The 21,660-nt window shown below is 34.2% G+C and carries 24 protein-coding genes; 17 read left to right on the top strand and 7 right to left on the bottom strand.

The window, feature by feature from the left end; translation table 11 throughout:
- Nucleotides 1-3 precede the first annotated feature (3 nt).
- Genes ABMA70_RS07990 through ABMA70_RS07955 form a run of 8 tightly spaced genes read left to right on the top strand, consistent with a single transcriptional unit; the run spans nucleotide 4 to nucleotide 7,394 of the window.
- On the top strand, nucleotides 4-945 hold the full coding sequence (locus tag ABMA70_RS07990) for a radical SAM protein (RefSeq protein WP_392990554.1): 942 nt from the start codon (nucleotides 4-6) through the stop codon (nucleotides 943-945).
- Nucleotides 945-1,883: a radical SAM protein gene (locus tag ABMA70_RS07985; protein ID WP_103218769.1), complete on the top strand. Its 939-nt coding sequence runs from the start codon at nucleotides 945-947 to the stop codon at nucleotides 1,881-1,883. Before ABMA70_RS07990 ends, ABMA70_RS07985 begins: the two co-directional genes overlap by 1 nt.
- Nucleotides 1,873-2,802 carry a radical SAM protein gene (locus ABMA70_RS07980; RefSeq protein WP_392990557.1) on the top strand — a complete coding sequence of 310 codons (930 nt, stop codon included), beginning with the start codon at nucleotides 1,873-1,875 and terminating at the stop codon, nucleotides 2,800-2,802. The genes ABMA70_RS07985 and ABMA70_RS07980 overlap by 11 nt, the downstream gene beginning before the upstream one ends.
- Nucleotides 2,802-3,707, top strand: a complete 906-nt coding sequence (locus ABMA70_RS07975; RefSeq protein ID WP_392990559.1) for a radical SAM protein — start codon at nucleotides 2,802-2,804, stop codon at nucleotides 3,705-3,707. The genes ABMA70_RS07980 and ABMA70_RS07975 overlap by 1 nt, the downstream gene beginning before the upstream one ends.
- Complete coding sequence (locus ABMA70_RS07970) at nucleotides 3,704-4,798, top strand: hypothetical protein (RefSeq protein WP_392990561.1); 1,095 nt, start codon at nucleotides 3,704-3,706, stop codon at nucleotides 4,796-4,798. The genes ABMA70_RS07975 and ABMA70_RS07970 overlap by 4 nt, the downstream gene beginning before the upstream one ends.
- Before the next feature lie 5 nt (nucleotides 4,799-4,803).
- Nucleotides 4,804-5,643, top strand: coding sequence for a hypothetical protein (locus tag ABMA70_RS07965; RefSeq protein ID WP_392990563.1), 840 nt, complete (start codon nucleotides 4,804-4,806; stop codon nucleotides 5,641-5,643).
- Entirely contained in the window at nucleotides 5,644-6,321 is a 678-nt protein-coding gene (locus ABMA70_RS07960) for a hypothetical protein (RefSeq protein ID WP_103218774.1), read from the top strand.
- On the top strand, nucleotides 6,321-7,394 hold the full coding sequence (locus ABMA70_RS07955; protein WP_392990565.1) for a DegT/DnrJ/EryC1/StrS family aminotransferase: 1,074 nt from the start codon (nucleotides 6,321-6,323) through the stop codon (nucleotides 7,392-7,394). The genes ABMA70_RS07960 and ABMA70_RS07955 overlap by 1 nt, the downstream gene beginning before the upstream one ends.
- On the opposite strand, the gene ABMA70_RS07950 is transcribed toward ABMA70_RS07955, so the two are convergent.
- The 4 genes from ABMA70_RS07950 to ABMA70_RS07935 are packed head-to-tail and all read right to left on the bottom strand — an operon-like array spanning nucleotide 7,387 to nucleotide 10,468.
- Nucleotides 7,387-8,049: a PIG-L deacetylase family protein gene (locus ABMA70_RS07950; RefSeq protein WP_392990568.1), complete on the bottom strand. Its 663-nt coding sequence runs from the start codon at nucleotides 8,047-8,049 to the stop codon at nucleotides 7,387-7,389. The genes ABMA70_RS07955 and ABMA70_RS07950 overlap by 8 nt on opposite strands.
- Nucleotides 8,046-8,957 (bottom strand): radical SAM protein, encoded by a 912-nt coding sequence (locus tag ABMA70_RS07945; RefSeq protein ID WP_392990570.1) that lies wholly within the window; start codon nucleotides 8,955-8,957, stop codon nucleotides 8,046-8,048. The genes ABMA70_RS07950 and ABMA70_RS07945 overlap by 4 nt, the downstream gene beginning before the upstream one ends.
- Complete coding sequence (locus ABMA70_RS07940) at nucleotides 8,947-9,519, bottom strand: polysaccharide deacetylase family protein (protein WP_392990572.1); 573 nt, start codon at nucleotides 9,517-9,519, stop codon at nucleotides 8,947-8,949. Before ABMA70_RS07940 ends, ABMA70_RS07945 begins: the two co-directional genes overlap by 11 nt.
- The gene (locus ABMA70_RS07935; RefSeq protein WP_392990574.1) at nucleotides 9,509-10,468 is read right to left on the bottom strand and encodes an NAD-dependent epimerase/dehydratase family protein; all 960 of its coding nucleotides are present in this window, start codon (nucleotides 10,466-10,468) and stop codon (nucleotides 9,509-9,511) included. The genes ABMA70_RS07940 and ABMA70_RS07935 overlap by 11 nt, the downstream gene beginning before the upstream one ends.
- 117 nt (nucleotides 10,469-10,585) lie before the next feature.
- On the opposite strand from ABMA70_RS07935, the gene ABMA70_RS07930 reads away from it, so the two are divergent.
- Nucleotides 10,586-12,181, top strand: a complete 1,596-nt coding sequence (locus ABMA70_RS07930; RefSeq protein ID WP_392990576.1) for a tail fiber domain-containing protein — start codon at nucleotides 10,586-10,588, stop codon at nucleotides 12,179-12,181.
- Between the two features lie 4 nt (nucleotides 12,182-12,185).
- Nucleotides 12,186-13,376, top strand: a complete 1,191-nt coding sequence (locus ABMA70_RS07925) for a nucleotide sugar dehydrogenase (protein WP_392990578.1) — start codon at nucleotides 12,186-12,188, stop codon at nucleotides 13,374-13,376.
- Here ABMA70_RS07925 and ABMA70_RS07920 read toward each other — a convergent pair.
- A complete protein-coding gene (locus ABMA70_RS07920) occupies nucleotides 13,373-13,975 on the bottom strand; it encodes a radical SAM protein (protein ID WP_103218781.1) in 603 nt (200 codons plus the stop codon). The genes ABMA70_RS07925 and ABMA70_RS07920 overlap by 4 nt on opposite strands.
- Before the next feature lie 124 nt (nucleotides 13,976-14,099).
- Here ABMA70_RS07920 and ABMA70_RS07915 point away from each other — a divergent pair, with 124 nt between their 5' ends.
- Nucleotides 14,100-15,644: a GNAT family N-acetyltransferase gene (locus tag ABMA70_RS07915; protein WP_392990580.1), complete on the top strand. Its 1,545-nt coding sequence runs from the start codon at nucleotides 14,100-14,102 to the stop codon at nucleotides 15,642-15,644.
- 25 nt (nucleotides 15,645-15,669) lie between these two features.
- Here the strand turns inward: ABMA70_RS07915 and ABMA70_RS07910 are convergent, their stop codons facing one another.
- On the bottom strand, nucleotides 15,670-17,262 hold the full coding sequence (locus tag ABMA70_RS07910; protein WP_392990581.1) for a GMC oxidoreductase: 1,593 nt from the start codon (nucleotides 17,260-17,262) through the stop codon (nucleotides 15,670-15,672).
- Nucleotides 17,263-17,437: 175 nt separating this feature from the next.
- Between ABMA70_RS07910 and ABMA70_RS07905 the strand changes: the two genes are divergently transcribed.
- The 6 genes from ABMA70_RS07905 to ABMA70_RS07880 all read left to right on the top strand — a co-directional run bounded on the left by ABMA70_RS07905 (nucleotide 17,438) and on the right by ABMA70_RS07880 (nucleotide 20,696).
- On the top strand, nucleotides 17,438-17,722 hold the full coding sequence (locus tag ABMA70_RS07905) for a hypothetical protein (protein WP_392990583.1): 285 nt from the start codon (nucleotides 17,438-17,440) through the stop codon (nucleotides 17,720-17,722).
- A gap of 160 nt (nucleotides 17,723-17,882) precedes the next feature.
- The gene (locus tag ABMA70_RS07900) at nucleotides 17,883-18,581 is read left to right on the top strand and encodes a CPBP family intramembrane glutamic endopeptidase (protein WP_103218785.1); all 699 of its coding nucleotides are present in this window, start codon (nucleotides 17,883-17,885) and stop codon (nucleotides 18,579-18,581) included.
- Nucleotides 18,582-18,621: 40 nt separating this feature from the next.
- Nucleotides 18,622-18,987, top strand: a complete 366-nt coding sequence (locus tag ABMA70_RS07895; protein ID WP_103218786.1) for a cupin domain-containing protein — start codon at nucleotides 18,622-18,624, stop codon at nucleotides 18,985-18,987.
- Nucleotides 18,988-19,035: 48 nt separating this feature from the next.
- On the top strand, nucleotides 19,036-19,833 hold the full coding sequence (locus tag ABMA70_RS07890; protein WP_392990585.1) for a hypothetical protein: 798 nt from the start codon (nucleotides 19,036-19,038) through the stop codon (nucleotides 19,831-19,833).
- A 34-nt stretch (nucleotides 19,834-19,867) separates the two neighbouring features.
- Nucleotides 19,868-20,296, top strand: coding sequence for a hypothetical protein (locus tag ABMA70_RS07885; protein WP_392990586.1), 429 nt, complete (start codon nucleotides 19,868-19,870; stop codon nucleotides 20,294-20,296).
- 124 nt (nucleotides 20,297-20,420) lie between these two features.
- Nucleotides 20,421-20,696 carry a DUF4242 domain-containing protein gene (locus ABMA70_RS07880; RefSeq protein ID WP_392990588.1) on the top strand — a complete coding sequence of 92 codons (276 nt, stop codon included), beginning with the start codon at nucleotides 20,421-20,423 and terminating at the stop codon, nucleotides 20,694-20,696.
- A 99-nt stretch (nucleotides 20,697-20,795) separates the two neighbouring features.
- Here the strand turns inward: ABMA70_RS07880 and ABMA70_RS07875 are convergent, their stop codons facing one another.
- Entirely contained in the window at nucleotides 20,796-21,623 is an 828-nt protein-coding gene (locus ABMA70_RS07875; RefSeq protein WP_392990590.1) for a LysR family transcriptional regulator, read from the bottom strand.
- Nucleotides 21,624-21,660 lie beyond the last annotated feature (37 nt).

The following is a 21,660-nucleotide window of genomic DNA, read 5'->3' as shown; positions in this document are numbered from 1 at the left end:
GTTATGGAAAAATTACCAAATTCATTAGCAAAAGAAGATATTCTTGAAATAGAACTCGAGTTGACAGGAACATGTAATCTCGACTGTCCACTTTGTTCACGAAGTTATTCAAATGCTAAGCATTTAGTTAAATATAATGAAAGACCAGCAAGTGAGATTATTGCTCAACTTGATGAATACCCAAATATTAAGATGTGCTGTATGGCCGGAATGATTTCTGAGCCAACACTCCATAAAGAATTTTTCACGATTATGGAATATTTAATTGGCCGTGAAATTGAAGTCGAGCTTTATTCGAATGCTTCTCTACATACGACAGATTGGTGGCGAAAGCTTGGTTCGATGATGAGTCCTAGAGATCACGTTTTCTTTACAATTTGTGGATCAACTCAAGAACTACATGAAAAGTATCGTGTTCGTTCTAATCTTCAACAAGTGTTAGACAATCATGAAGCTTTTAAAGAAGGATGTAAGTACGATATCGATTATCTACAGCATATCATGTTTGAATATAATGCTAAAGATTTTGAAAGTGATGCGATGAAAGAGATTCGCTCTCGCTTTAGTCGTGAGTATAATATTAATACTCTTCCATACAATGAAAGATTTGGTTTCATTAAAGATGAAAAAAATGACATTGCATTAACCGCAGATTTGGCAAAAAGTTATAACCTAATTTCTCGTCATGCTAAGAGACGTTACGAACGAAATAAATCTGGTGAAATTAAATGTCAGATGCGTTGTAAAAGTCTTGAAGAAAAATTTGTGGCCATTGATCAATGGGGTGAAATCTTTCCATGCTTTCTCTATCGTATCTATAATGTTGGTGAGAAATTTAATTTAGATTATTCAAAAATTAATCAATTTAAATATGACTTCTGCTATGAGTGTGAAGCCATGACGACAAAAATGCTAGAAGATATAGGTTTAGAGAGGATGGGGTAATGAGCTGTAAACAGACGACATTACATCGTAGTGAAATCCTAGAGCTTGAAATGGATCTAACGGGTACTTGTAATCTACGCTGTCCTCTGTGTACAAGAAACTACGCACATGCGGGTCATTTATTAAAACGTAATGTACGAAGCTATGAGCAAATAAAAGAACAATTAGATACCTTCACTAATCTTGAAGTTTTTTACATGGCCGGAAATATATCTGAGCCAACACTTCATCCTGAAGTTAAAGATATTTGTCGATACCTAGTCGAACGTGGTGTTGCTATCGAACTATTTACAAATGGTAGTACTCATAATCCTGAATGGTGGGCCGAACTAGGAGAGATACTTTCATCTAATGATCGCATATATTTTACTATTTGTGGCTCAACACAAGAGCTACACGAAAAATATCGTGTTGGTAGTAAGCTTCAAGATATCTTGGATAACCATCAAGGATTTATTTCGACAAATAAAGAAGGGATCGATCATATACAGCATATTATGTTCAAATATAATCGTGAAGATTATGAAAGTGAGGCGATGAAGAACATAATTGCCCGCTTTAGTAAAACTTTCAATGTCGACACTGAAGGACAGCGAACATTTAATGAGTATGTAAAATCCTTTGATAAGGATTTAATACGTCCTGAAGATGAAAGAAAAAGAGCGATTGATGCTTTATTTAATATAAAACCATCACCAGGTGAGAGTGAGGATATTGAAATAAAATGCATGAGTCTTAGAGATCGTAAAATTTATATTGATCAATTTGGACAAATATCACCTTGTTATGGCCATGCTGAATACGAGGGACCAGGACATTTTTCTGGAGAAGTATTTGATTATGGTGAAGTATTAAGCTTTAAATTTAAAGACTGTTTTAAATGTGAAAGAAGAATTCAAAAATTAATTGATGTAATGGAGTTAGACTTTGTCTGCTAGTAATGATGCCCTTATTCGTAGTGAGAGAATTGAAATTGATCTCACTGGTACTTGTAATGCAAAGTGTCCTTTGTGTGCACGTAACTATAAGCATATTGAAGTTAAATATAATGAGAGACACTTGAATGAGATTACTAATCAATTAGATCAGTTTCCAAATGCAAAGTATGTACATTTGGTAGGTGCTTTCTCTGAACCAACATTATATCGCTCTATTTTTGATCTTTGTCGTTATTTAAGAAAAAGAGATATCGCAATTGAAATATGTACAAATGGTGACACTCACAATCCTGAATGGTGGGCCGAGTTAGGTACGATATTAGGTCCTGATGATAGTGTCTACTTTACAGTTTGTGGTTCAACACAAGAGCTTCACGAAATCTATCGAGTTAATACTAGTCTTGCTAATATTAGGGCCAATGCGAAGGCCTTTCGTGAAACAAATCCCTATGGAATTGATTATATCCAACATATCTTATTCGATTACAATGCTGAAGATCTTGAAAATGGAAGTATGGATGAACTTTTAAATGAGTTTAGTAATATCAATTTGACGCAAACACTGTATCGCCGAGAAACAGAGGTATATAAGAACCCTTTTAATCTCGATAAAATGCTCATTACGCCTGAACTTAAGAGAAAGTATGATGTCATTATAAACTCGGCCAAGAAGAAATGGGGCGAGAAAGTTAGTGGTAGTAAAGATTATGATATCGATTGTCGCTCATTTCACAATAAAAGTATTCATATTGATCAGCATGGTACAGTCTTTCCATGTTATGTATGGCTTGAAGAAAGTCGCTTAGAAAAGTGGGATCTTGATTATAAAAAGATACAGAATTTTGAATATGAATGTTGTCAAATTTGTGAAAAGAACTGCAAGCGACTAATGGATATGTGGGAGCTTGAGATTCTATAATGCAATATAATAAGTTTGTTGAATTCATAGAACTTAGTTTAAATAATAGCTGTAATTTACAGTGCCAGGGTTGTCCAAGCCTTAATCCTGGTCATAAAAATAGAAGAGAGCTCGATTTTTCAAAAGTCCTGCCTATAATCAAAAAATTTAACCCTAAAGAAGTTTTTGTCTGTGGTAATGATGGTGAACCATTAGAGCATAGTGATATTAATAATATCCTCATTTCATTGGGGGAAAATTTCTCACAAGATATCCTTATTGCAACTAATGGGGAAAACCTACTCAGTCTCGATGTGGATAAACTAAAAAAATATAAAAACATGGTCTTTCAGGTTGCCATTGACGGACCAAGACAAGAGATACATGAACTAACACGTTGTGGAAGTAGTTTTACTAAAGTTTTAAGTAATATTGAACAAACAAAAAACTTTTTAAATATTGAACCAATTTTTTCTAGGCATGAACTTAACGAAGAATATGCAATTGAAACTGCGGAATTAATAAATAAAAAATTTGGCCTGGATTTATTATTTAGAGATACTACATTAGTTACGAGAAAAATTAAGCCTCCAAGAAAGAGAAGTGTTAAAGGGAATATGGATTTTCTTTATGATAAGAAGTATTCAAAGCCTGTTGTGCCCTGGTTTAAAAGAATTTATATCAACTCTGATGGAAGTTGTTATCCGTGCGTTTCTTTTATTTATACAAGTACAGAAGTAAAGCCAGTAAATATCTATTCATATGAGAGTACTTTTGAGTTTTTTTCTGATTTTATAAAATTTTCAAAAGAATTTTGTAACTGCTATCAAGCTCTAGGAAATACCACGCAGTGTAAACTTAATTGTGATTTTTATATGAATGATTTTGAATATGATGATTTAGAAAGTATTAAGGATATTTCGTGATTAAAAGTAATACCTCATTTGGTAAGTTAAACTCTATAATTGTTGGACGAGAACTTGAGATTAGTAAGCGTATCGCTGATTTTACTTTCCAGCACTTCTACGGAGAAAATTTAACACATGCAGTATATGACAGGCTAGAACATGCTGGTCAAGAATACTATGTGAATCATGATCTTCTATTAAAACGAAACGAACAGCTCGATGATTTGGCAAACACTTTTGAAAGACTTGGTATTGAAGTATATCGTCCTGAGCGATTGGGGCAGGTCGTAACAATTAAGACGCCTGATTATAAAACAGAGCTTTCAAGTGCCAGTAATGTACGTGATGTATCTTTGGTATATCGTGACTATATTATTGAAACTCCAACTTATGTAAGAAATAGATTTTTTGAAAATACCCTCTTGTATAATGTGTACAACGGATTATTTGATGGGGGACGCGGTGGAAAATGGATTCGCTCACCACACAATAAGTTAATTGAAGAAACTATGGATTTAAGTCCTTGGGATTCAGTAAGAGATTATGAAAATTTTGATCGTTCTAAATATACAATGGCCATTGATGGAGCACAATTTCTACGTATTGGGAAAGATGTCATTGTGAATGTTAATTCTTATAATCACTATCTAGGACTTGAGTGGGTGAAGTCATTTTTTCCCGAGAGTGATTTCCATATTGTTAATGTAGCGGATAATCATATTGATGGAGTTCTCGTTTGCCTTAAGCCTGGTACATTTTTAGTAAATCCTAAGTATCGAAATATAAAAGATTTCTTGCCTGATAAATTTAAAAATTGGGATTGTTTATTTCCTGATGACTATAAGGCAGAGCCAGTTATTGAATCCGGTAAAACGGATATCGATATTCAACTTGCAAGTACACGTGGGATGGATATCAATATAGTAAGTGTTGATGAAGAAAATGTTTTAGTAAGTGAAAGTGCTGTAAATGTCATTGAACTTTTAGATAAGCATGGTTTTAAACCTCATCCTGTTAGATTAGAGAATTGTGAAATATTTGGTGGTGGAATACATTGCTCTACCCTAGATATAAATAGAGACGATGAATATATCGATTATACAAAGTAGTACATATGAAGATTGCACTTATAACAATGATTGAAAGTAATGGCCAAAGCACTAACGATGAGAAGGGGATTACTTTTGAAAACCAAAGACATTATGAAGATGAGGCGATTCTTTGTTTTGAGAATTGGCGAACTAACGCTGGTGAATTGAAGGATATTCCAATATATACTTATTGCCCAACTCACAATACTGTTTCGCAAAAGACTAAAGAGAAATTCAAGGAACTAGATGTTACCTATATAGAAAAGTATCACGAAGAAACAAAGCATTTTGAATCAGGTTTTGTGAATGTTCCTTTTTGTGGAATGCTTCTTGAACAGGAATTAGAGGAAGATATTCTAATTCATATTGATCTCGATATGAATTTAATTAAACCAATTGATCCAAATTTATTTGATGTCGTTTACAATGAAAATAAGATTGTTGTAGGGCAGTACGATGATATTTCTAAGAAAGACCAGCGTTTTATCGGAGAAGATTGGGATAATCCTCTCGATACTGGATTTATCATTTCTCGCCGCGAAAGTGGATTTTATAAATTTTTCTTTGAAGAACTTATGAAGCTTTATGAAACTAATGGTGATGAACGTTGGCAAAAAAATTGTCAAAATGTAGAGAAGTACTTCTTGGAAGAGTATGTAATAGAGAAGGCTTATAATGAAGGCCGACTAGATGTTTTTCCAATTCAGTATTATCAAGTAGGTGAAGGATATGCATCTATTTCTACTTTCCCTAAAGAAAAATTGAAGAATATCTACTTTTGGCATGAGCATCTTTATCCTAGCTCAAAGTATGATAAAGTTAGAGAGCGTATTGCCTACTTCAAAAGGATGAAGGAAATCTAGATGGATATTGAACATATCATGCGAGAAAAAAAGATTGAATTTCTTTATGCAGCTCAAAAAAAGCTAAAAGAAGAATTTGATATCGATGTACCAGTCGGTACAGGATTTGGTAAGAGTAAAAGCTTTTATTTTATACCTGTAGGTAATCGTAAATATGTTTTTAAGCCGGCGCTTAAGTATCTTGTTACTGATGCTCCAGATATCGATCGTAAACTGAATTTTACTTTTGATGATCTCTTGAATAAATATCGTAAAGTAATGAATAAAAAAACAATTCTACCTACGCTTCTAGAAGAATCTGAGAGTTTTCTTGTTTTTGAATATTATCGCGAAGAAGATGGTTGGTTCAAGATGGATGATCTTAAAAAAAGCGATTGTGAAACAGTTGTAACCTTAACAAGAAATTTATGGGGAAGTGATCGAAATGTGCTTTTCCCTTTCTATAATCAACTCTATTCTAAAGTGTATAAGCATTTAGACAGCGGTGAAATTAAAATTGTCGATCTAAAATATGTTGAAATTCAAAAACGTCGACCAATTTTTATGTATATCTGCGATTATAATATAAATACAATATTTTATTTTGAAAAAAATCTCAATCCATTCTACGACTTAAAGGATATCTTGTCGCGAGAGTACCCTGTGTATGAAGCCCAAGAGAAAATTCTATATAAATAATGAAAATACCTCTTTTTCGTCCATATTCTAGTAGCTCATTACCAATGGAAATTAAAAGGGTGATTGAATCAGGTCACTGGACTGGTGGACGTGAAGTTAGCGAGGTTGAGAATATATTAGCTGAAACATTTAATTTTCCCAATTTTACTTGTACAAGTAGCGCTACTTCAGCCTTTGAAATTTTAATAGATACATTTTATCCTGATTCAAAGGTCAATATCGTTGTTCCAGTGAATACATTCGCAGCTACTGCAGAAGTACCTCGTAGATTAGGGCATAAGGTTATTTTCTGTGATGTAGATGTAAAAACAGGAATGATTGATATAGCGTCTCTAAAATTGATATTAAATTCTCATAAAGTTGATTGTGTTATTCCCGTATCAATTGGTGGGCATCTTTATGACAGAGAGAAGCTTAAAGAATTAAAACAAAGCTATGGATTTGATATTATTGAAGATTTAGCTCAACTTATTTATAAAGATTGTTTCGATCATTTTGTTGATGCAGCATTCTTTAGTTTTTATCCTAATAAAATACTATCATCGCCTGATGGAGGTGGTTTTGTTCTATCTGATGAGAGTAAATTAGAAGATTTACGTAAGGTTCGCTTGCATGGAATTAAGCGTATTTCTCCGATAGAATATGATATTGAATGTCTTGGCCGAAAAGCAAATATGACTGATCTTAGTGCAGTTATTTTGAAAGATCAGATATATGCACTTGATGAAAAAATAAAACGTCGACAATCAAGAGTTGTTCGATATCAGAATCTTCTGAAGGATATTCCACAAATCTCTTGTTTATATCATAGTGAAAATATTATTTCCTCTCTTTTTGTCATACATGCTGAAAATAGAAAAGAGCTTCAAATTCATTTGGCTGATAATGGAGTCCAAACATCTATACACTTTAAACCTCTTCATTTACATTCATATTGGAAAAAAGATGAGTTAGTGTTTTCAGGTGCTGAAAGCTATTACTCTACATCTTTAAGCTTACCTTTTTACGAAACTCTCGAAGATAATGAAATAAGTTACATCGTGGAGCTTATAGCTAAATTTTATTCTAATTAATAATACGCTCAATGTAGAAGGACTCAGCTAATAATTTCCCGCACTTTGTGCCTTCTGTTTTTGCGAGAATTTCTAAATTTTCAATCGAACGAGGATGAGGGAAGGCATGCAATTCACTTTCGTAAGCGCACATGGCCTTAATCTTTATTTTCAAGTCCTCACTATCTATTGAATTAAAATAGTTTTTTCTTGTTTGTTGATATTGCGAAGATTGAAATTCAATACTTGAAGGTATATCAAAAGAAAAAATATGGGTGGTTAAATTCTCTGGTAGTGCTCTAAAAGCAGTTAGTACTGCTTTATTGGTGATTTGATGATCAATATTCAAATCATTAGATGAGTGTGTGTAGACAATATTGGGACAAAATTCTTTTTTAACAGATTCTATCTTCTGTATTATGTCGATGAGCTCATGGCCATCTAGGCGATTGTCTTTAAAATCTAACTTTTTAAATCTTTCTACTCCCAGGATATTCATGGCCTTTAGAAATTCTTGATGACGGTTTTCTACATCTTTCCCTTGTGCAGAAGTACTGTCCGTTAGAACTAGTATGAATACTTCATCACCACAATTAATATGTTTATTAATTGTTGCTCCACAACCTAGTACTTCATCATCTGCATGGGCAACTACTACTAATACTTTGTTTTTCATGGCGCTACCTTTTCAAAACTCCAATAATCATCACACTGGCAGACTTCAAAAGGGCATGTGATTGCTGTCGTTTTAAAGTCACAGGTTAGAATGTGTTTTTTCGTGTTTTTACAAGCATAGGATACTTGAGCATCATAATGAATGATAAATGCCCTAATGTCACACCTCCAACCTTTAAGTCTGTTATAACCATGATTTAAAAAATCTGATTTAGAAAGGTGATGAATCGAGTTTTTTAATTTTATTAAGGTTGTTTCTTTATTTTCTAGTAGAGTTATTTTAGCTTCACATTCTTTTATAAAGGATTCGATTACTTCTTGATATGCTTCATACGAAACTTGTTGTTGTGTCTCATTGTGTAGTCTTATGCAATTTAAAGTTAATTTTTTATTTGAAGCTAGTCGGTATAAATCATCAAATATATTCTTATATTGATTATACTCATCTATTTTATTAGTGAATAGAAAGGCAATATCAATTTTATACTGGCCAGATAGAATATCCGCTTTTTTTACAAAACCTTTGTTTGGGTATTCAGGGTGAAAACTTGCAGTGATTTTGATTTTGTTATTCTTAGGTATTTTAGACCAAAAATTCTCAGGTTTTACAAAATTTGTAACTATTCTAATTTCTCTTAATTTTTCAATCTTAACTAATTCTTCAATTATTTCTAGGAAATTTGGGTGTAGTGTGGGTTCACCACCAATTAAATTAATGATGAAGTCTTCTTCTATTGCTTTGAGTTTCTTTAAAACGATTTTACTTAATGTTGAATAATTAGTGTCACTTGTAAATGGTCTGTAATAGCAATAACTACAGTCAAATTGACAATGAGATACCATCTCCCAATTTATGTTTAGAGGGGATCCTTCTCCAATAGCAATAATGTCTTGATTGTTATATTGCATTTTTAAGTTCCTCAATTGCGATTCGTCCGCTCCCGTATATATTAGTAATACCTTTTTGTTTTAGGACTTCTTTATATAATGGCGTTTCGTAATTATATGGAAAACAAAAGTCTTTGATTTGGATTCCTTTCTTCTCGAATTCACTTATCATCGTGTCGGTATCATTTTTTAAGTGACTATGTAGTTCTTTTAAACTTATATTTTTTCTTAGATCTTTATGTTTATGAGAGTGGCCACCTATATAGCAATTTGCTGTATTTGCTATTTCTTTAATTTGGCTCCATTTCATATAATTATTTGTTACTTTATTCTTAAAGAAAAGCTCATGTGCCTTTGCACATGGAATTGTCTCTTTATTTTGAATTTCGTCTTCTGGAGAAATTATATTTGTAGAAATAAAAAAGATTTTTGGTGTGTCAAATTTTAAGAAATGCTCTAAGTATTTGTACTGAGAATAAAGACCATCATCAAATGTAATGATATATTCTGAAAGATCCAAATTAAGCATCCATTCATATACTTCATGAATCATTAATATAGGTTTATCTAATTTATTCATCATAACCTTGCACTATGTCTTTAATTATTTCTTGAAGTGTAACTTTAGGAGTATAGAAGCTTTTTAGTTTTTCAATATTTGGAGATCTCTTCAAAATATCTTTTGAATTCTTACTATACTCATGGTTAAAAGGTATCTTTTCTATTTTTATACTTTTATCTAATGTTAGCTTGATTTGAGTTGCTAATTCTTCGATCGTGACTCGATTTTTATCATTTCCAATATTAATTGTCTGATTATCAAATCGATCTTCGTTGATAAGATATTTCATTGCGCTGATAAGGTCCTTAACGTGGCAAAACGCCCTCGTTTGTTTTCCGTCTCCAAATATTTGTATTCTTCCATCTCTTTTAGCATCCCTAACCATTTTAGGAATAACCATGCCATACTCAGGTGATTGTCCTGGTCCTGTTACATTAAATAGTCTTAAAATAATATGTGGAATTTCGTGACTCTTGATTAAGAACTCTGTCATAAGCTTGTTGCAGGCATATCCCCATCTAAGTGTATCGGGAGAGCCTATTTGTAGACTTTGCTCTTCTTTACAATCCTCTTGGTTACCGTAAACCTCAGAACTTGATGCAAAGATCAACCTTGTTTTGAATTTGGCCAAAAGTGGTAGTAGATCGTGATTTATCTTGTTCTCATTAATGATTGCATCTCTGGGTGATTGATCAATTTTTTTTACTCCTACAGCGGCAGCAAAGTGACAAAAAATTGTGGTGTCTTTTAGTTCAGTATTAAGCCAGATTTTATCCTCTTCAGACATATTGGCCAAGTCCATATTTTTGTACGAGATTTCACCACATATACGTGCTAAATCGTCTATTGTAAGGACGTTTGTCGATAAATTGTCGATTATCGTGATGTCGAATTCTTGAAAGAAATTCTTGGCGATTTCGCTACCAAGGAAGCCAAGGCCACCACTTACTATCATTTTACGTCTGGTCATAAATTCAGCCACTTGCAGTAATTTTATCTATTGGTAAAATTATTTAGTTAATAATAATGCATCAAATTTTAATTACATTTATAATTATAGCATATTGCATGTTTCTGGGGTGTCTCAATGAAGAAGAAAAATAACTCAAATCAATTTGGTTTTACTCTCGCTGAAGTAATGGTTGCGGCCGGTCTTATCGGTGTCCTTTCTCTGGCAGTTGTTAATATGATTGGAAATATTAATCGTACTTCTAAGCGTGCATCTCAAGTTTTTAATATTCAACAAGAGATCCAAAGAATTTCTGGAATTTTGGCTGATGAAGATTCTTGTTTTAAAACTTTCGATGGAAGATCATTTGGTTCAACGGCCAATGGTTCTTCGTTAAACTTCAACGAAATAAGGCGCTCAACAGGACCTGCCGCTGGAGACTTTGAAACGATTTATACTTTAGATCAGGAGCTAGGTGGGACAGACGGTGTTGTACATATTGAAGCAATGTCTGCAACAACAACTTCTGCACCAGGACCAATTTATCTTGAAAATGGTGTAAACGTAACAAAGGTAGATGCTAGCGTTAGAATTACTTTTCAGAAAGGGCGTTTTGATGCAGATATTGAAGCGGTTAGAAGAGGTTCTGTAGGTATGACTGAAGTTTCTAGAGACTTTCCTTTAAGTTTTGTTCTGAATTCCGCTACTGGTGCAGTTCTATCATGTTATGGAAGTGCTAGTCAGTATACAGATGCAGTCTGTGATGCTCTGGGTGGTGAGATTGATTCAAATGGGGAGTGTGTACAAGTAACTTTAAAGTCACGCTCTGCAGGTACTCCAGAAGCTCAAGTACCATTAGATTACTCTGCTCAAGTGGGAAGTGTTACAGCAGGACAAATTAGTGTTAATAACATTGCAAACGCTCCTCTAAGAATTCATAATGGTGGTGTGAATTCGATTGTTATTGATGATGACACTATTCAGGCAGCAAACAGTGCCAGTACTGATCCAAGCTCAATGCTTAATCCAGTTTTAAACATCAACCCGTTTGGTTCAACTGTAGTTGGTGGCCCTGATGGTTCAAGTGATGTTTTCAATGGTTTGACAGAAACTGCTCCTTTAAAGATTCAAAGAGAATCAAGGGCATTTTTATCAATAGATGATAATACACTACAAGCAACTTTCAAAAACCCTGCTCCTGCAAATACTCTAATTACTAGAGAGCTAAATCTTAACCCAAGAGGAGGTACTGTTAATGTTGGACGTTCAACAGGTACTACAAATTTAAGAATTTATGGAGATGTAATTATGGGTGATGATTCCGGAACTACTGCAACAAGAGTTCTACAGATGTATGATGGTTCTTATATTGACTTCAAATCTGATAGAAGGTCTAAGCACGATATCGTTGAGCTTGAAAACGTTTTAGAAAAAATCAGTGAGATTAGAGGTGTCGAATTTGTTTGGAACTCTAATAATAGACGCGATATAGGATATATCGCTCAAGAGATTGAGAAAGTATTTCCTGAAGTTGTTTCTACTGATGAGAAGGGAATGAAGAGTGTTCAATATACAAAAATGCCAGCAGTAAACACTGCCGCCATTAAAGAGCTTAAGCGTGAAAATGATGAACTCAAGTTTAGAGTAAATCTACTAATGAATGCTCTTTGTAATGGTGAAGATGCACATAAGTATGAAGAGGTTTGCTCTATTCCTATAGCACCTTTAGAATAAAAAAATGAATAAGACAAAAATCGCCATTATCGGTGTCGGATATGTGGGAATCAACTTAGCTGTTAGATTCCCACAATTCTTTGAAACAATTGCCTATGATATTGATGAAGAAAAGATCAACCTTCTAAAGGAAGGTGTCGATCCGTCTAATCAATTCTCTAAAAGTGACATCCTTGAATGTGGCTGTGATTTCAGCTCGGATGTATCTGCTTTAAAGGCCGTTAATTTCTATCTAATTACGGTTCCAACTCCTATAGACTCTAATCAACAACCAAACCAGGATCTTGTTATTAAGGCCATAGAGGGGCTTAGAGATTACCTGTACCCTGGAGATACGATAGTTATCGAATCAACTGTCGTACCTGGTACAACAAACGCGCTTAAAGAGTATCTTGGTAGGGATGATGTGAACTTTGCTTTTTCTCCTGAAAGAATTAGTCCCAGTGATAATACTGTAGCGTTTGAAGACATTGTTAAGGTTGTAGCCTGTGAGTCTAGTGAGAAGCTTGAAGAACTTGTTGGAATTTATAATAAGATATTTAAGCAAGTTGAGAGAAGCTATGACATCATTGCAAGTGAATTTGCTAAGCTTCTAGAAAATACGTCTAGAGATATCAATATCGCTATGATGAATGAATTCTATCTTGGTGCAATAAGCAAAGGTATCGATTTCAATGAGGCCCTAAGGCTTGCACGAACAAAGTGGAATTTCCCAAATGTTAATAAGGGCCTTGTCGGTGGACACTGTATTAGTGTTGATCCGCACTACCTTTCTAAGTTCCTAGATAACTCTTCAGATTCTATAATACTTCACTCACGCCGTATAAATGATTCCATGGTTGAGTCTATTGTAAGTAGGGTTATTTCCTTAACTAAGAATAATGATAAAATTCTCGTACTAGGTCTTACGTATAAAAAGAATTGTAATGACTTTAGAGACTCTAGAGCGATGCAAGTCTATGAAGAACTCAAGAATATAAGTGATCGAGTTGTCGAAGCTTATGATCCTTATCGTGATCATAAAAAAGATAAAAACAGCGGCTTTGATTTTGTTCTAACACTCGTTGCTCATAATGAATTTGTCGAAATGACTGCGAATGATTGGTTAAATCTTGTTAATCAAAACGGTGCTATTTTAGACTTTGCTCAAGTTCTAAGAGACGAGTTAAGTAGTTCGATCAAGGTCTATTATTAGATAAGGTTACAATCACAGTGATAGCGGAAGAGAGTTTCAAAACTATCTTCGCTAATTCTATGCTTATTTCTCATAAATAGCTTAAAGGCATCACCACGGTTCAGGGTTTGGCCATGTTTCGAGTTACAGGCCAGTTTGAATGAAATATGAGGGTAGCGATCAAGGAAGTCATCAACTTGATGATGATTATCATTTGTTACAATAATTACGTAGGTGACTTGTTCTTCATCTAAGTCAGGAAATTCGATTTCGTGATCTAGATACTCAACACAGTGATAAAGGACTTCATCAATATGTTTTAAATACTTATCACCGTATCTTTTGATAAAAAGACCATTTGTAAAAACATCAATAGTACAATTCAGTTTTACTAAATGATCAAAAACCTTTTCCATTGTTTTGGGATCGATAAGGCCAGGCTCACCCCCGCTTAAGCTTACTTGTGCACCTTCTGTAACAGAGTAAACTTTGTCGAGCAGCATCTCCTTGCTAATTGGATTCTTTTTATTGCGCTCATGAGTATCAATAATGCAGTAAGTACAATCCCAATTGCAGTTGAATGTAGTAATGATAGTGAATTCATCACGCTTTGCTGTCATATGTTAATTGTAACATGGTCCAAAATTGTAAAAAAGCTTTATTTTCTCTAAAGATTTTAAATACTTAAGTGAGCCTTGAAAGCAGCGATTTTATTGATAAAATAGATTTATCAAGGATGATGAAATGACGATAAAAGCAAAAGATGTGAAGCTTGAAGTAAGGCTTTCTAATTTAAAAGATATTGATGGAATTCATGATTTAGTGGCCCGTTCTTATACTGGGTTTCCTGATGATTATACAAAGGGAATGATTCGCGGTCAGATTACAAATTATCCAGAAGGAAACTTTGTTGCTACACTAAATGGTAAAATTGTTGGTTACTCGGCAAGTATTCTACTTCCTGAAAAAACAGTATTTAAAAAACACACATGGGCCAGTATTACAGGAAGGGGATATGGCTCGACTCATGACGAAGATGGTGATTATCTCTATGGTTATGAAACTTGTGTCGACCCATCAATTCGTGGTCATCGAATAGGTCAAAGATTATATAATGCTAGAAAAAGACTTGTTAAGTATGAGCGATTAAAAGGTATCGTATTTGTCGGTCGTATTCCAAGTTTACATCGACGTATCAAACAAGTTGAAAGTGTTGAAGATTATATTGAAAAAGTAAAAGAGAAAAAAATTAGAGATACAACTCTTGGCTTCCAACTTCGAAATGGTTTTGAAGTTTTAGGTGTTCTTGAAAAATATCTTCCTACTGATAAAGAGTCGATGGGATATGGAGTTCACTTGATTTGGGAGAACCCTGAATATCAAGCGCAAGAGAGTAAGAAAGATCGCCCTGTTCAGCAAAATTCAGTTCGAGTCGTAAGTGTTCAGTATCAACAACGAGGTATTTCTAGCTTCAAGGAGTTTGAAGATCTTGTTGAATACTATGTAGATGTAACGGCAGACTATCGTGCTGACTTCGTTCTATTTCCAGAATTGTTTACGATGCAGCTGCTTTCAATCAAAAATGAAGAAGTTGAGGCCAATGTTGCAATTGAGCATATGACTGCTTACACAGAAGATGTAAAAGCGCTCTTTCAGCGCCTCGCTGTAAAGTATAACGTCAATATTATCGCTGGTTCTCATCCGACTAAAGTCGGGGATCGTGTCCATAATATTAGCTATATTTGCCTTCGTGATGGACAGATTCACGAACAAGCAAAAATCCACCCAACGCCTGATGAACAATATTGGTGGAATATTGAAGGGGGAGATGAGGTTAAGGTTATTGATACTGACTGTGGCCCGATTGGTGTTTTAATCTGTTACGATAGTGAGTTTCCAGAGCTCACAAGACACCTCGCCAATCAAGGGATAAACATTCTCTTTGTTCCATTCTTAACTGATAACCGACAAGCCTATTGTCGTGTGAAGTTTTGTTGTCAGGCCCGTGCCATTGAAAATCAAATCTATGTGGCCATGGCCGGAAATGTTGGAAACCTTCCTCGTGTAAACAATGTCGATATCCAATACGCTCAAAGTTGTATTCTAACTCCATGTGACTTTCCTTTTGCAAAAGATGGAATTGCTGCAGATACAACGCCAAATGTTGAGATGGTCGCAATTGCAGACTTAAGAATTGATACACTTTTAGAAGCAAGACAAAATGGAGCTGTGAAAAATTTAAAAGATCGCAGACATGATTTATATTCTGTCGTTTGGCATGGGAAGTAGGTGGCCTTAAGTGGCCACCAGTATCTTAATTGCTCTTCGCTGGTATTTTACTCATTCCATATTCAGTAATTGCAGTAATCGATAATGAAGGATTAACTCCAGGATTCGCTGAGATCATTGATCCGTCAAAGACATACATATTTTCGTAATTGAATACTTTATTGTCTTTGTCGATAACACCTTCTTTTTCACTTTCTCCCATACATGCTCCTCCCAGAATATGTGCCGTCGAAGGAATCCCTGTTAAGGTTTCAGTAAACATAACCATTGGCTTTCCATCAATGATTTTACAGTACTCTTTGGCCATTTGATGTGCTGTTTTAATAAACGCAGTAGGGGCCTCTCCTTTTGAGAGAACTGACTTCATTCCAAAAATACCCTTTGTGAATTTTAGAGTACTATCAAGGTGCTGCATAAATAGATGGATATTTGTTTGTTTTGCGAAATCTTTTACTGTTAAAACTTTAAACCACTTAATAGGATCTCTTAATGTCTCTATCGCAAGCTTAATCATTCTTAAAAAGAAATTAGGCTCTGAAATCATTGGAACCATAAGCACACGCCAGAATCCCGATCCTTTGCCGTAACGAGTTGGCTCAAGATGAGAGTGCTCATCAATGTCGATAATTGAACCAATAGCAACTCCCTTGGTCATATCAATATCTTTCCTATAGGTCGTATTGAGAATAAGCGCTTCATTATTTGTTCTGATAGTATCACCGAGAGCTGGTGATAATTTTGGAAGCGTTGTCTTTTTTAAATCAAGTAGTAAGTTAATAGTTCCTAGAACACCTGCACTAAAGATAACCCCATTGGCCTTCAGGTTTCTTTTTTTTCCAAAGTACTTTGTCGATTCTTTTAAAACAACTTCGTAGCCAGTCTTTCCACTTGCACCATCGAGAGGTGAAACTTTTACTGCTTTATTTTCAGCAAGAATATCAACACCAAGCTGTCGTGCGAGATAGAGGTAATTCTTATCAAGAGTATTCTTTGCATTATGACGACAACCTGTCATGCAGGCACCGCATGAGATACAGCCAGAGCGGCTTGGGCCTTTCCCATTAAAGTATGGATCTGCTACTTCAACACCTTCTTTACCTTCTTCTCCAAAATAGACGGAGACTTTTGTTGAATCAAAATATTCTTCACGTCCAATATTTTTAGCAAGCTCAAGCATCGTATGATCTGCATCACCATAGTGTCTTGTCTTTTCTGCTCCAAGCATCTTCCATGCAAGATCGTAGTAAGGTGATAGTTCTTCTTCCCAATTATTCAAATTCTTCCAAGGGCCATGATTAAAGAACTGTGATTTGGGCTTTGGTAGAGTATTAGCGTAGACAAGTGAGCCGCCGCCAACTCCAACACCACTTAGAACTGAGATATGCTTAAAGAAGGTCAGTTGCTGAATACCAAAGAACTTCAACTGAGGAAGCCACATCCACCTTGGAAGATTCCAATTAGTTTTTGGAAACTTCGTTGTATCAGAGAAGTCTTTCCCTTTTTCAACGACTAAGACGCTGTATCCTTTTTCAGCAAGTCTTAGTGCTGAAACCGAACCGCCGAAACCTGATCCAATAATAATATAGTCGTAACTTTCTCTGATTTTTGTATTTGGCATATATCCCTCAAAATTTTCGATCACTCATAATTATACATAAGGATTTCAATATGTTGAGTGTTTGAATATTAATTATTGATTAAAGTAATCTTGAAAAATCTCGTATTTTTAATGGTTTAACAAAAGCAGGAGCTTCCTTATTTGATGTTATAATAAAGGAGATTTTGGAGGAATTATGAAAGCAACAATCACATTTTTAGTATTGGCCATGGCAACGTCTTCTATCTTCGCCAAAGGAAGACCACTTCTTAGATGCCCAAAGCAAGGTAACAAGATTATTATCTGTCACGTGCCTCCAGGAAATCCAGATAAAGCCAAGGAAATCACAATCAATAAGAACGCAGTTCAAGATCACTTAGACCACGGTGACTATGCTGGCTACTGTGAAAACACACAGTATGCTGATAAGAAAGAGATGTGCGGAATTTGCGACGTGGATATCGATCCTACTTGTAGCTAATCATCGTTTTTATGGCGCGTACCGTATAGTTTAGTTAGACTTGTATGTTTTTCAGACAGTATTCTGTAATGATTCCAATTATGACCTCAATTCTATTAATTCTGTCATTATATTGAAAATGATATATGCACCAGTGAAATAGACGATTATATGAGAATAAATGAAAGTAGAGGTTATGAATTCTAATTTAAATGAAAAATTATACTATGAAGATTGCGAACTATTAAAAAGAGTTGCCATATTTATCATGGCCATAACTATTTATTATGTAAGTTGGTACTATGGGAAAGATATTTTAATGAATCTTTTCTATGGTTATATTAAAAACGGTGTTTTAAAACCAAAGCTTTTTTTTAGTCACTTACTTATTTATGGATCAATATTTAGCGCGATTTGCTCATATGTTATGATTTTTATTGCTTACAAATTAGGCGTAATAAGACTCCCAAAGTATTTAGTTAATATAAAGGCGGCCCTCTTATATGGTATAGTAAGTGCTCTTGCTTTATCTGTGCTTTTTATTATTTATTGGTTAATCCGCGGATATGATTTTCAATTTCTAATTAACTCTCAAAGTATTCTTGGGAATATTTTCTCTAATTATTATGAAGAAATAAGTTATAGGGCCCTACTTGTTGGTGTTACTCTAGCTCTATTTCGCAATAAATGGATTGCGATAGTTATTCCATCATTGATTATGGTTAGTACACATACTCAATATCCATTTGAGTTTAAATGTCTTGTGTTCTTAGGGTCTTGTTTTTTTAGCTATGTCTATATCAGAACATCTAATTTAGTTTCATCTTGGTCATCACATCAAGTATCAGATATCGTCTTAGATACGATTCTAAAAGTTTAAAAAAAAGGTACGCGCCACCTTATAAATTATTGGAGATTTGATGAAAATTATCGACTCAGTAAAAGATGTTAATTTTAAAACTTTTCCAGGTGGAGATATGTTCAGCGTACTTGTTGGAAGGCATGACTCAACAGGTGCAAGCGAGCACCATACAGTTGCAATTGTAAAGCTTCCTGCAGGTACAAAATCAGACGAGCATTACCATAAAGAAAGAGAAGAGTCATACTTTGTTATTAGCGGTACAGGAAGGGCAATTATTGATGGAGTCGAAAATCATATTAAGGCCGGAAGTTTGGTCTATACGAAACCGAATGAAAAGCATGCCTTTATAAATGATGGTAATGACGAATTTATTTATTTGATTATTACAGCACCCTATTGGGTACCTGAAGATTCACACCATTAACTAAAGACAGACTAATTCGTGGAGAGAGTTATTAAATTATTCAAAAAATTGATAAAGGTTTTTATTATCGCAATCATAGCTATTGTCATCGTAAGCTATATGATTTTCTTAGGAACGACAGTCTATGTTGTTAAGGGCATTAAAGTCGCAGACCCCCAAGTAATTAAAGTTAATAATAAAAAATCTAATAAGCATGATAATAAAGAAGTACATAATTCTGATGAAGAGAATGTGATCCCTAATGCTGCTATTGAAGAATCAAACGATAAAAATAATGAGAAGGATAATAAAGAGGTCTCGCGAGTAGAGAAAATGCGAGAGATGACAAATGCCGCTACTAGCGCACGAATTATTGTCGATGATCTTTTAAAAGCTAACTCGATAAAGTCTTTCTGTTCTAATATTTGCTCTCAAAGTAATTATAAGAAAATTTCACCAACATTATTTGCACAATATCTTAATACAAATCCAAGCAGTGTCTTAAATGATTCCATTGGAATTGAGAAGGTCCTAGGATTAGCTCTCTTTTCAAATATGTTGCCTCCTAGGCTTATGGATATTGTAATCGAAGTTGCTCATGACCATGAAAGAGGCATACTCGATAATATTTCTGCTTCACTTAAGATTCAAAAAGAGATGCTCTCTCTAAAGCCTTTCTTTGAGAGAACGACAAGTGATGAGTTTAAAGAACTACGACGATCTGCTGCTCGAAGTTTAGACTCTTATAATGTTGTTCGAAAAGAGTGTTCAGAGACAACTATTTCTGAAAATGACGCTATTGATAGATGCGAAGAACTATTTTCATCTTTTGAGACCTCTTATAAGAAAATATCTGAAATTAAGTAAGGGAATATTGTTTAAAATAAGAGATGATAAATGTATGAAAAATTTAATTATAACTTTAATAAGCATGAGTGCTTTTGCAAATGATCCAGTTTTGACTCCAGTTACAAAGGAAAGTTCTGGTTGTAATGTTAAGCATTCTCTCGGACTTGCAGATAAAAAAGACTTTTTGAAATTTCACAACAAGTTAGTTGGCCATATTAAAGAAGATAAAAAAACAGAACTTGCCAGTATGATTAACTATCCTCTGAGGCTTTCTGAGAAAAAAGTTGTGAAAAGCAAAAGTGAATTTATACAAAATTACGATTCTATTATTAATAAAAAAATTAAAAGAATAATTCTAAAACAAGATCAAGATTCCTTTTTCTGTAAGTCAACGGGGCTTATGTATGGAAGAGGGGAAATTTGGGTGAATAATTTCAATAAAAAATCAGAATTGAGAATAATTAGTATTTTTTCAAAATAACTTTTCCTCAGTGTTGTTGATCTAAATGGATTGAACACTATTATACTTTCTACTATTAATTTTGATAGTTGGTTAACACTTTAGGTGTAGAGTCATCGTACATAATCTAAACTAAGGAGTTATCATGCCAAAATACATCATTGAAAGGGAGCTTGCTGGTGCTGGTAAATTATCGCAAAAGGATCTACAAGGTCTCTCTCAGAAATCTTGTGATGTTTTAGAGGAAATGGGACCAAGTATTCAGTGGGTACAAAGCTATGTAACAAATGATAAGATCTATTGTGAGTACATTGCTCCTAATGAAGATCTTATTAGGGAACACGCACATAAGGGTGATTTTCCTATTACTAGTATTGCTAAGGTTGGAACTATTATTGATCCCACCACAGCTGAGTCTTAAATTTATTTTTAAAAATAAGGGCCTTCTTAATAGAAGGCTTTTATTATGGTGAGGAATTGATTTCACTTTGTGATTTGTATCGCGTACCTTAACCTAAATTTAGTTCAATATACCTGAGATCCACCCTTTAAAGTCTTCAATTTTTTTACCCTCTTTCTTAGTGGTGAGATAGTAATAATAATCGGTTTCGAGATGTTTCTTTGTATTGAAATACTTTAAAATGTTGTTTTCTAAGTCATTTTGACAAATTGTTTCACTACAAAATAAGACACCCTGTCCATTAATAGCTGCCTTGAGCGCATGTTCCTCGCTGCGAAACTTCTTAACTTTATGAAAGCCTTTTAGTGATGGTGTCTGTTGTACTTCTAAGCTTTTATTTTCCCACTCCACTTGCAAGATACATTTACTTTTTAAAGCTTTTTCATATGCGTGATTTGAAATGAAAAATCTTAATTTCTCTTTTTTTAGGATAATGACGTCTTTGTTTGGAATTGGACCAAAGCGAATAAAGAGATCAATATCACCTCTCATATTTAAATTTTCTAATTTATTTGATGAGTAAATTTCGATCTCATATTGAGGATTCTCTATTTCAAAACTGTCGAGATAGGGGATTAAGCAGTGACTTGCAAATGCCATTGTTGTTGAAATTGAAATGACATTTTTTCTCTTATTTATTTCTCCTAGAGATTGATCGATTGCTTGGAGAGATTTGTTCGCTCCTTTAAAAAGAATTTCTCCTTCCTTTGTAAGTTCTATCATTCTTGTTTTTCTAATAAATAGTTTTATCCCAAGATCATTTTCTAGGTTTTTGATTTGGTGAGATACCGCCGTTGGTGTTAGTGATAGCTCGTTAGCTGCATCCTTGAAACTTAAGTTTTTAGCAACGTGGTAGAAAACTTTTATACTATTTAGATTGTTAATCATTTTACACCTTATGGATGAATTAGATTCATTCATAGCT

Source organism: Halobacteriovorax sp. XZX-3 (genome assembly GCF_043196495.1).
Taxonomy (GTDB): Bacteria; Bdellovibrionota; Bacteriovoracia; order Bacteriovoracales; family Bacteriovoracaceae; genus Halobacteriovorax_A.
This window is presented reverse-complemented; position numbering and strand designations above follow the sequence as displayed.

Excerpts from the sequence above, each read along its gene's own strand:
- ABMA70_RS07955 (WP_392990565.1), top strand. The coding sequence starts at position 6,321 with ATGAAAATACCTCTTTTTCGTCCATATTCTAGTAGCTCATTACCAATG.
- ABMA70_RS07900 (WP_103218785.1), top strand. The coding sequence starts at position 17,883 with ATGAAAGTAGAGGTTATGAATTCTAATTTAAATGAAAAATTATACTAT.
- ABMA70_RS07945 (WP_392990570.1), bottom strand. The coding sequence starts at position 8,957 with ATGCAATATAACAATCAAGACATTATTGCTATTGGAGAAGGATCCCCT.
- ABMA70_RS07925 (WP_392990578.1), top strand. The coding sequence starts at position 12,186 with ATGAATAAGACAAAAATCGCCATTATCGGTGTCGGATATGTGGGAATC.
- ABMA70_RS07915 (WP_392990580.1), top strand. The coding sequence starts at position 14,100 with ATGACGATAAAAGCAAAAGATGTGAAGCTTGAAGTAAGGCTTTCTAAT.
- ABMA70_RS07965 (WP_392990563.1), top strand. The coding sequence starts at position 4,804 with ATGAAGATTGCACTTATAACAATGATTGAAAGTAATGGCCAAAGCACT.
- ABMA70_RS07960 (WP_103218774.1), top strand. The coding sequence starts at position 5,644 with ATGGATATTGAACATATCATGCGAGAAAAAAAGATTGAATTTCTTTAT.
- ABMA70_RS07940 (WP_392990572.1), bottom strand. The coding sequence starts at position 9,519 with ATGATGAATAAATTAGATAAACCTATATTAATGATTCATGAAGTATAT.
- ABMA70_RS07950 (WP_392990568.1), bottom strand. The coding sequence starts at position 8,049 with ATGAAAAACAAAGTATTAGTAGTAGTTGCCCATGCAGATGATGAAGTA.
- ABMA70_RS07880 (WP_392990588.1), top strand. The coding sequence starts at position 20,421 with ATGCCAAAATACATCATTGAAAGGGAGCTTGCTGGTGCTGGTAAATTA.
- ABMA70_RS07985 (WP_103218769.1), top strand. The coding sequence starts at position 945 with ATGAGCTGTAAACAGACGACATTACATCGTAGTGAAATCCTAGAGCTT.
- ABMA70_RS07905 (WP_392990583.1), top strand. The coding sequence starts at position 17,438 with ATGAAAGCAACAATCACATTTTTAGTATTGGCCATGGCAACGTCTTCT.
- ABMA70_RS07930 (WP_392990576.1), top strand. The coding sequence starts at position 10,586 with ATGAAGAAGAAAAATAACTCAAATCAATTTGGTTTTACTCTCGCTGAA.
- ABMA70_RS07975 (WP_392990559.1), top strand. The coding sequence starts at position 2,802 with ATGCAATATAATAAGTTTGTTGAATTCATAGAACTTAGTTTAAATAAT.
- ABMA70_RS07875 (WP_392990590.1), bottom strand. The coding sequence starts at position 21,623 with ATGATTAACAATCTAAATAGTATAAAAGTTTTCTACCACGTTGCTAAA.
- ABMA70_RS07990 (WP_392990554.1), top strand. The coding sequence starts at position 4 with ATGGAAAAATTACCAAATTCATTAGCAAAAGAAGATATTCTTGAAATA.
- ABMA70_RS07935 (WP_392990574.1), bottom strand. The coding sequence starts at position 10,468 with ATGACCAGACGTAAAATGATAGTAAGTGGTGGCCTTGGCTTCCTTGGT.
- ABMA70_RS07885 (WP_392990586.1), top strand. The coding sequence starts at position 19,868 with ATGAAAAATTTAATTATAACTTTAATAAGCATGAGTGCTTTTGCAAAT.
- ABMA70_RS07895 (WP_103218786.1), top strand. The coding sequence starts at position 18,622 with ATGAAAATTATCGACTCAGTAAAAGATGTTAATTTTAAAACTTTTCCA.
- ABMA70_RS07910 (WP_392990581.1), bottom strand. The coding sequence starts at position 17,262 with ATGCCAAATACAAAAATCAGAGAAAGTTACGACTATATTATTATTGGA.
- ABMA70_RS07920 (WP_103218781.1), bottom strand. The coding sequence starts at position 13,975 with ATGACAGCAAAGCGTGATGAATTCACTATCATTACTACATTCAACTGC.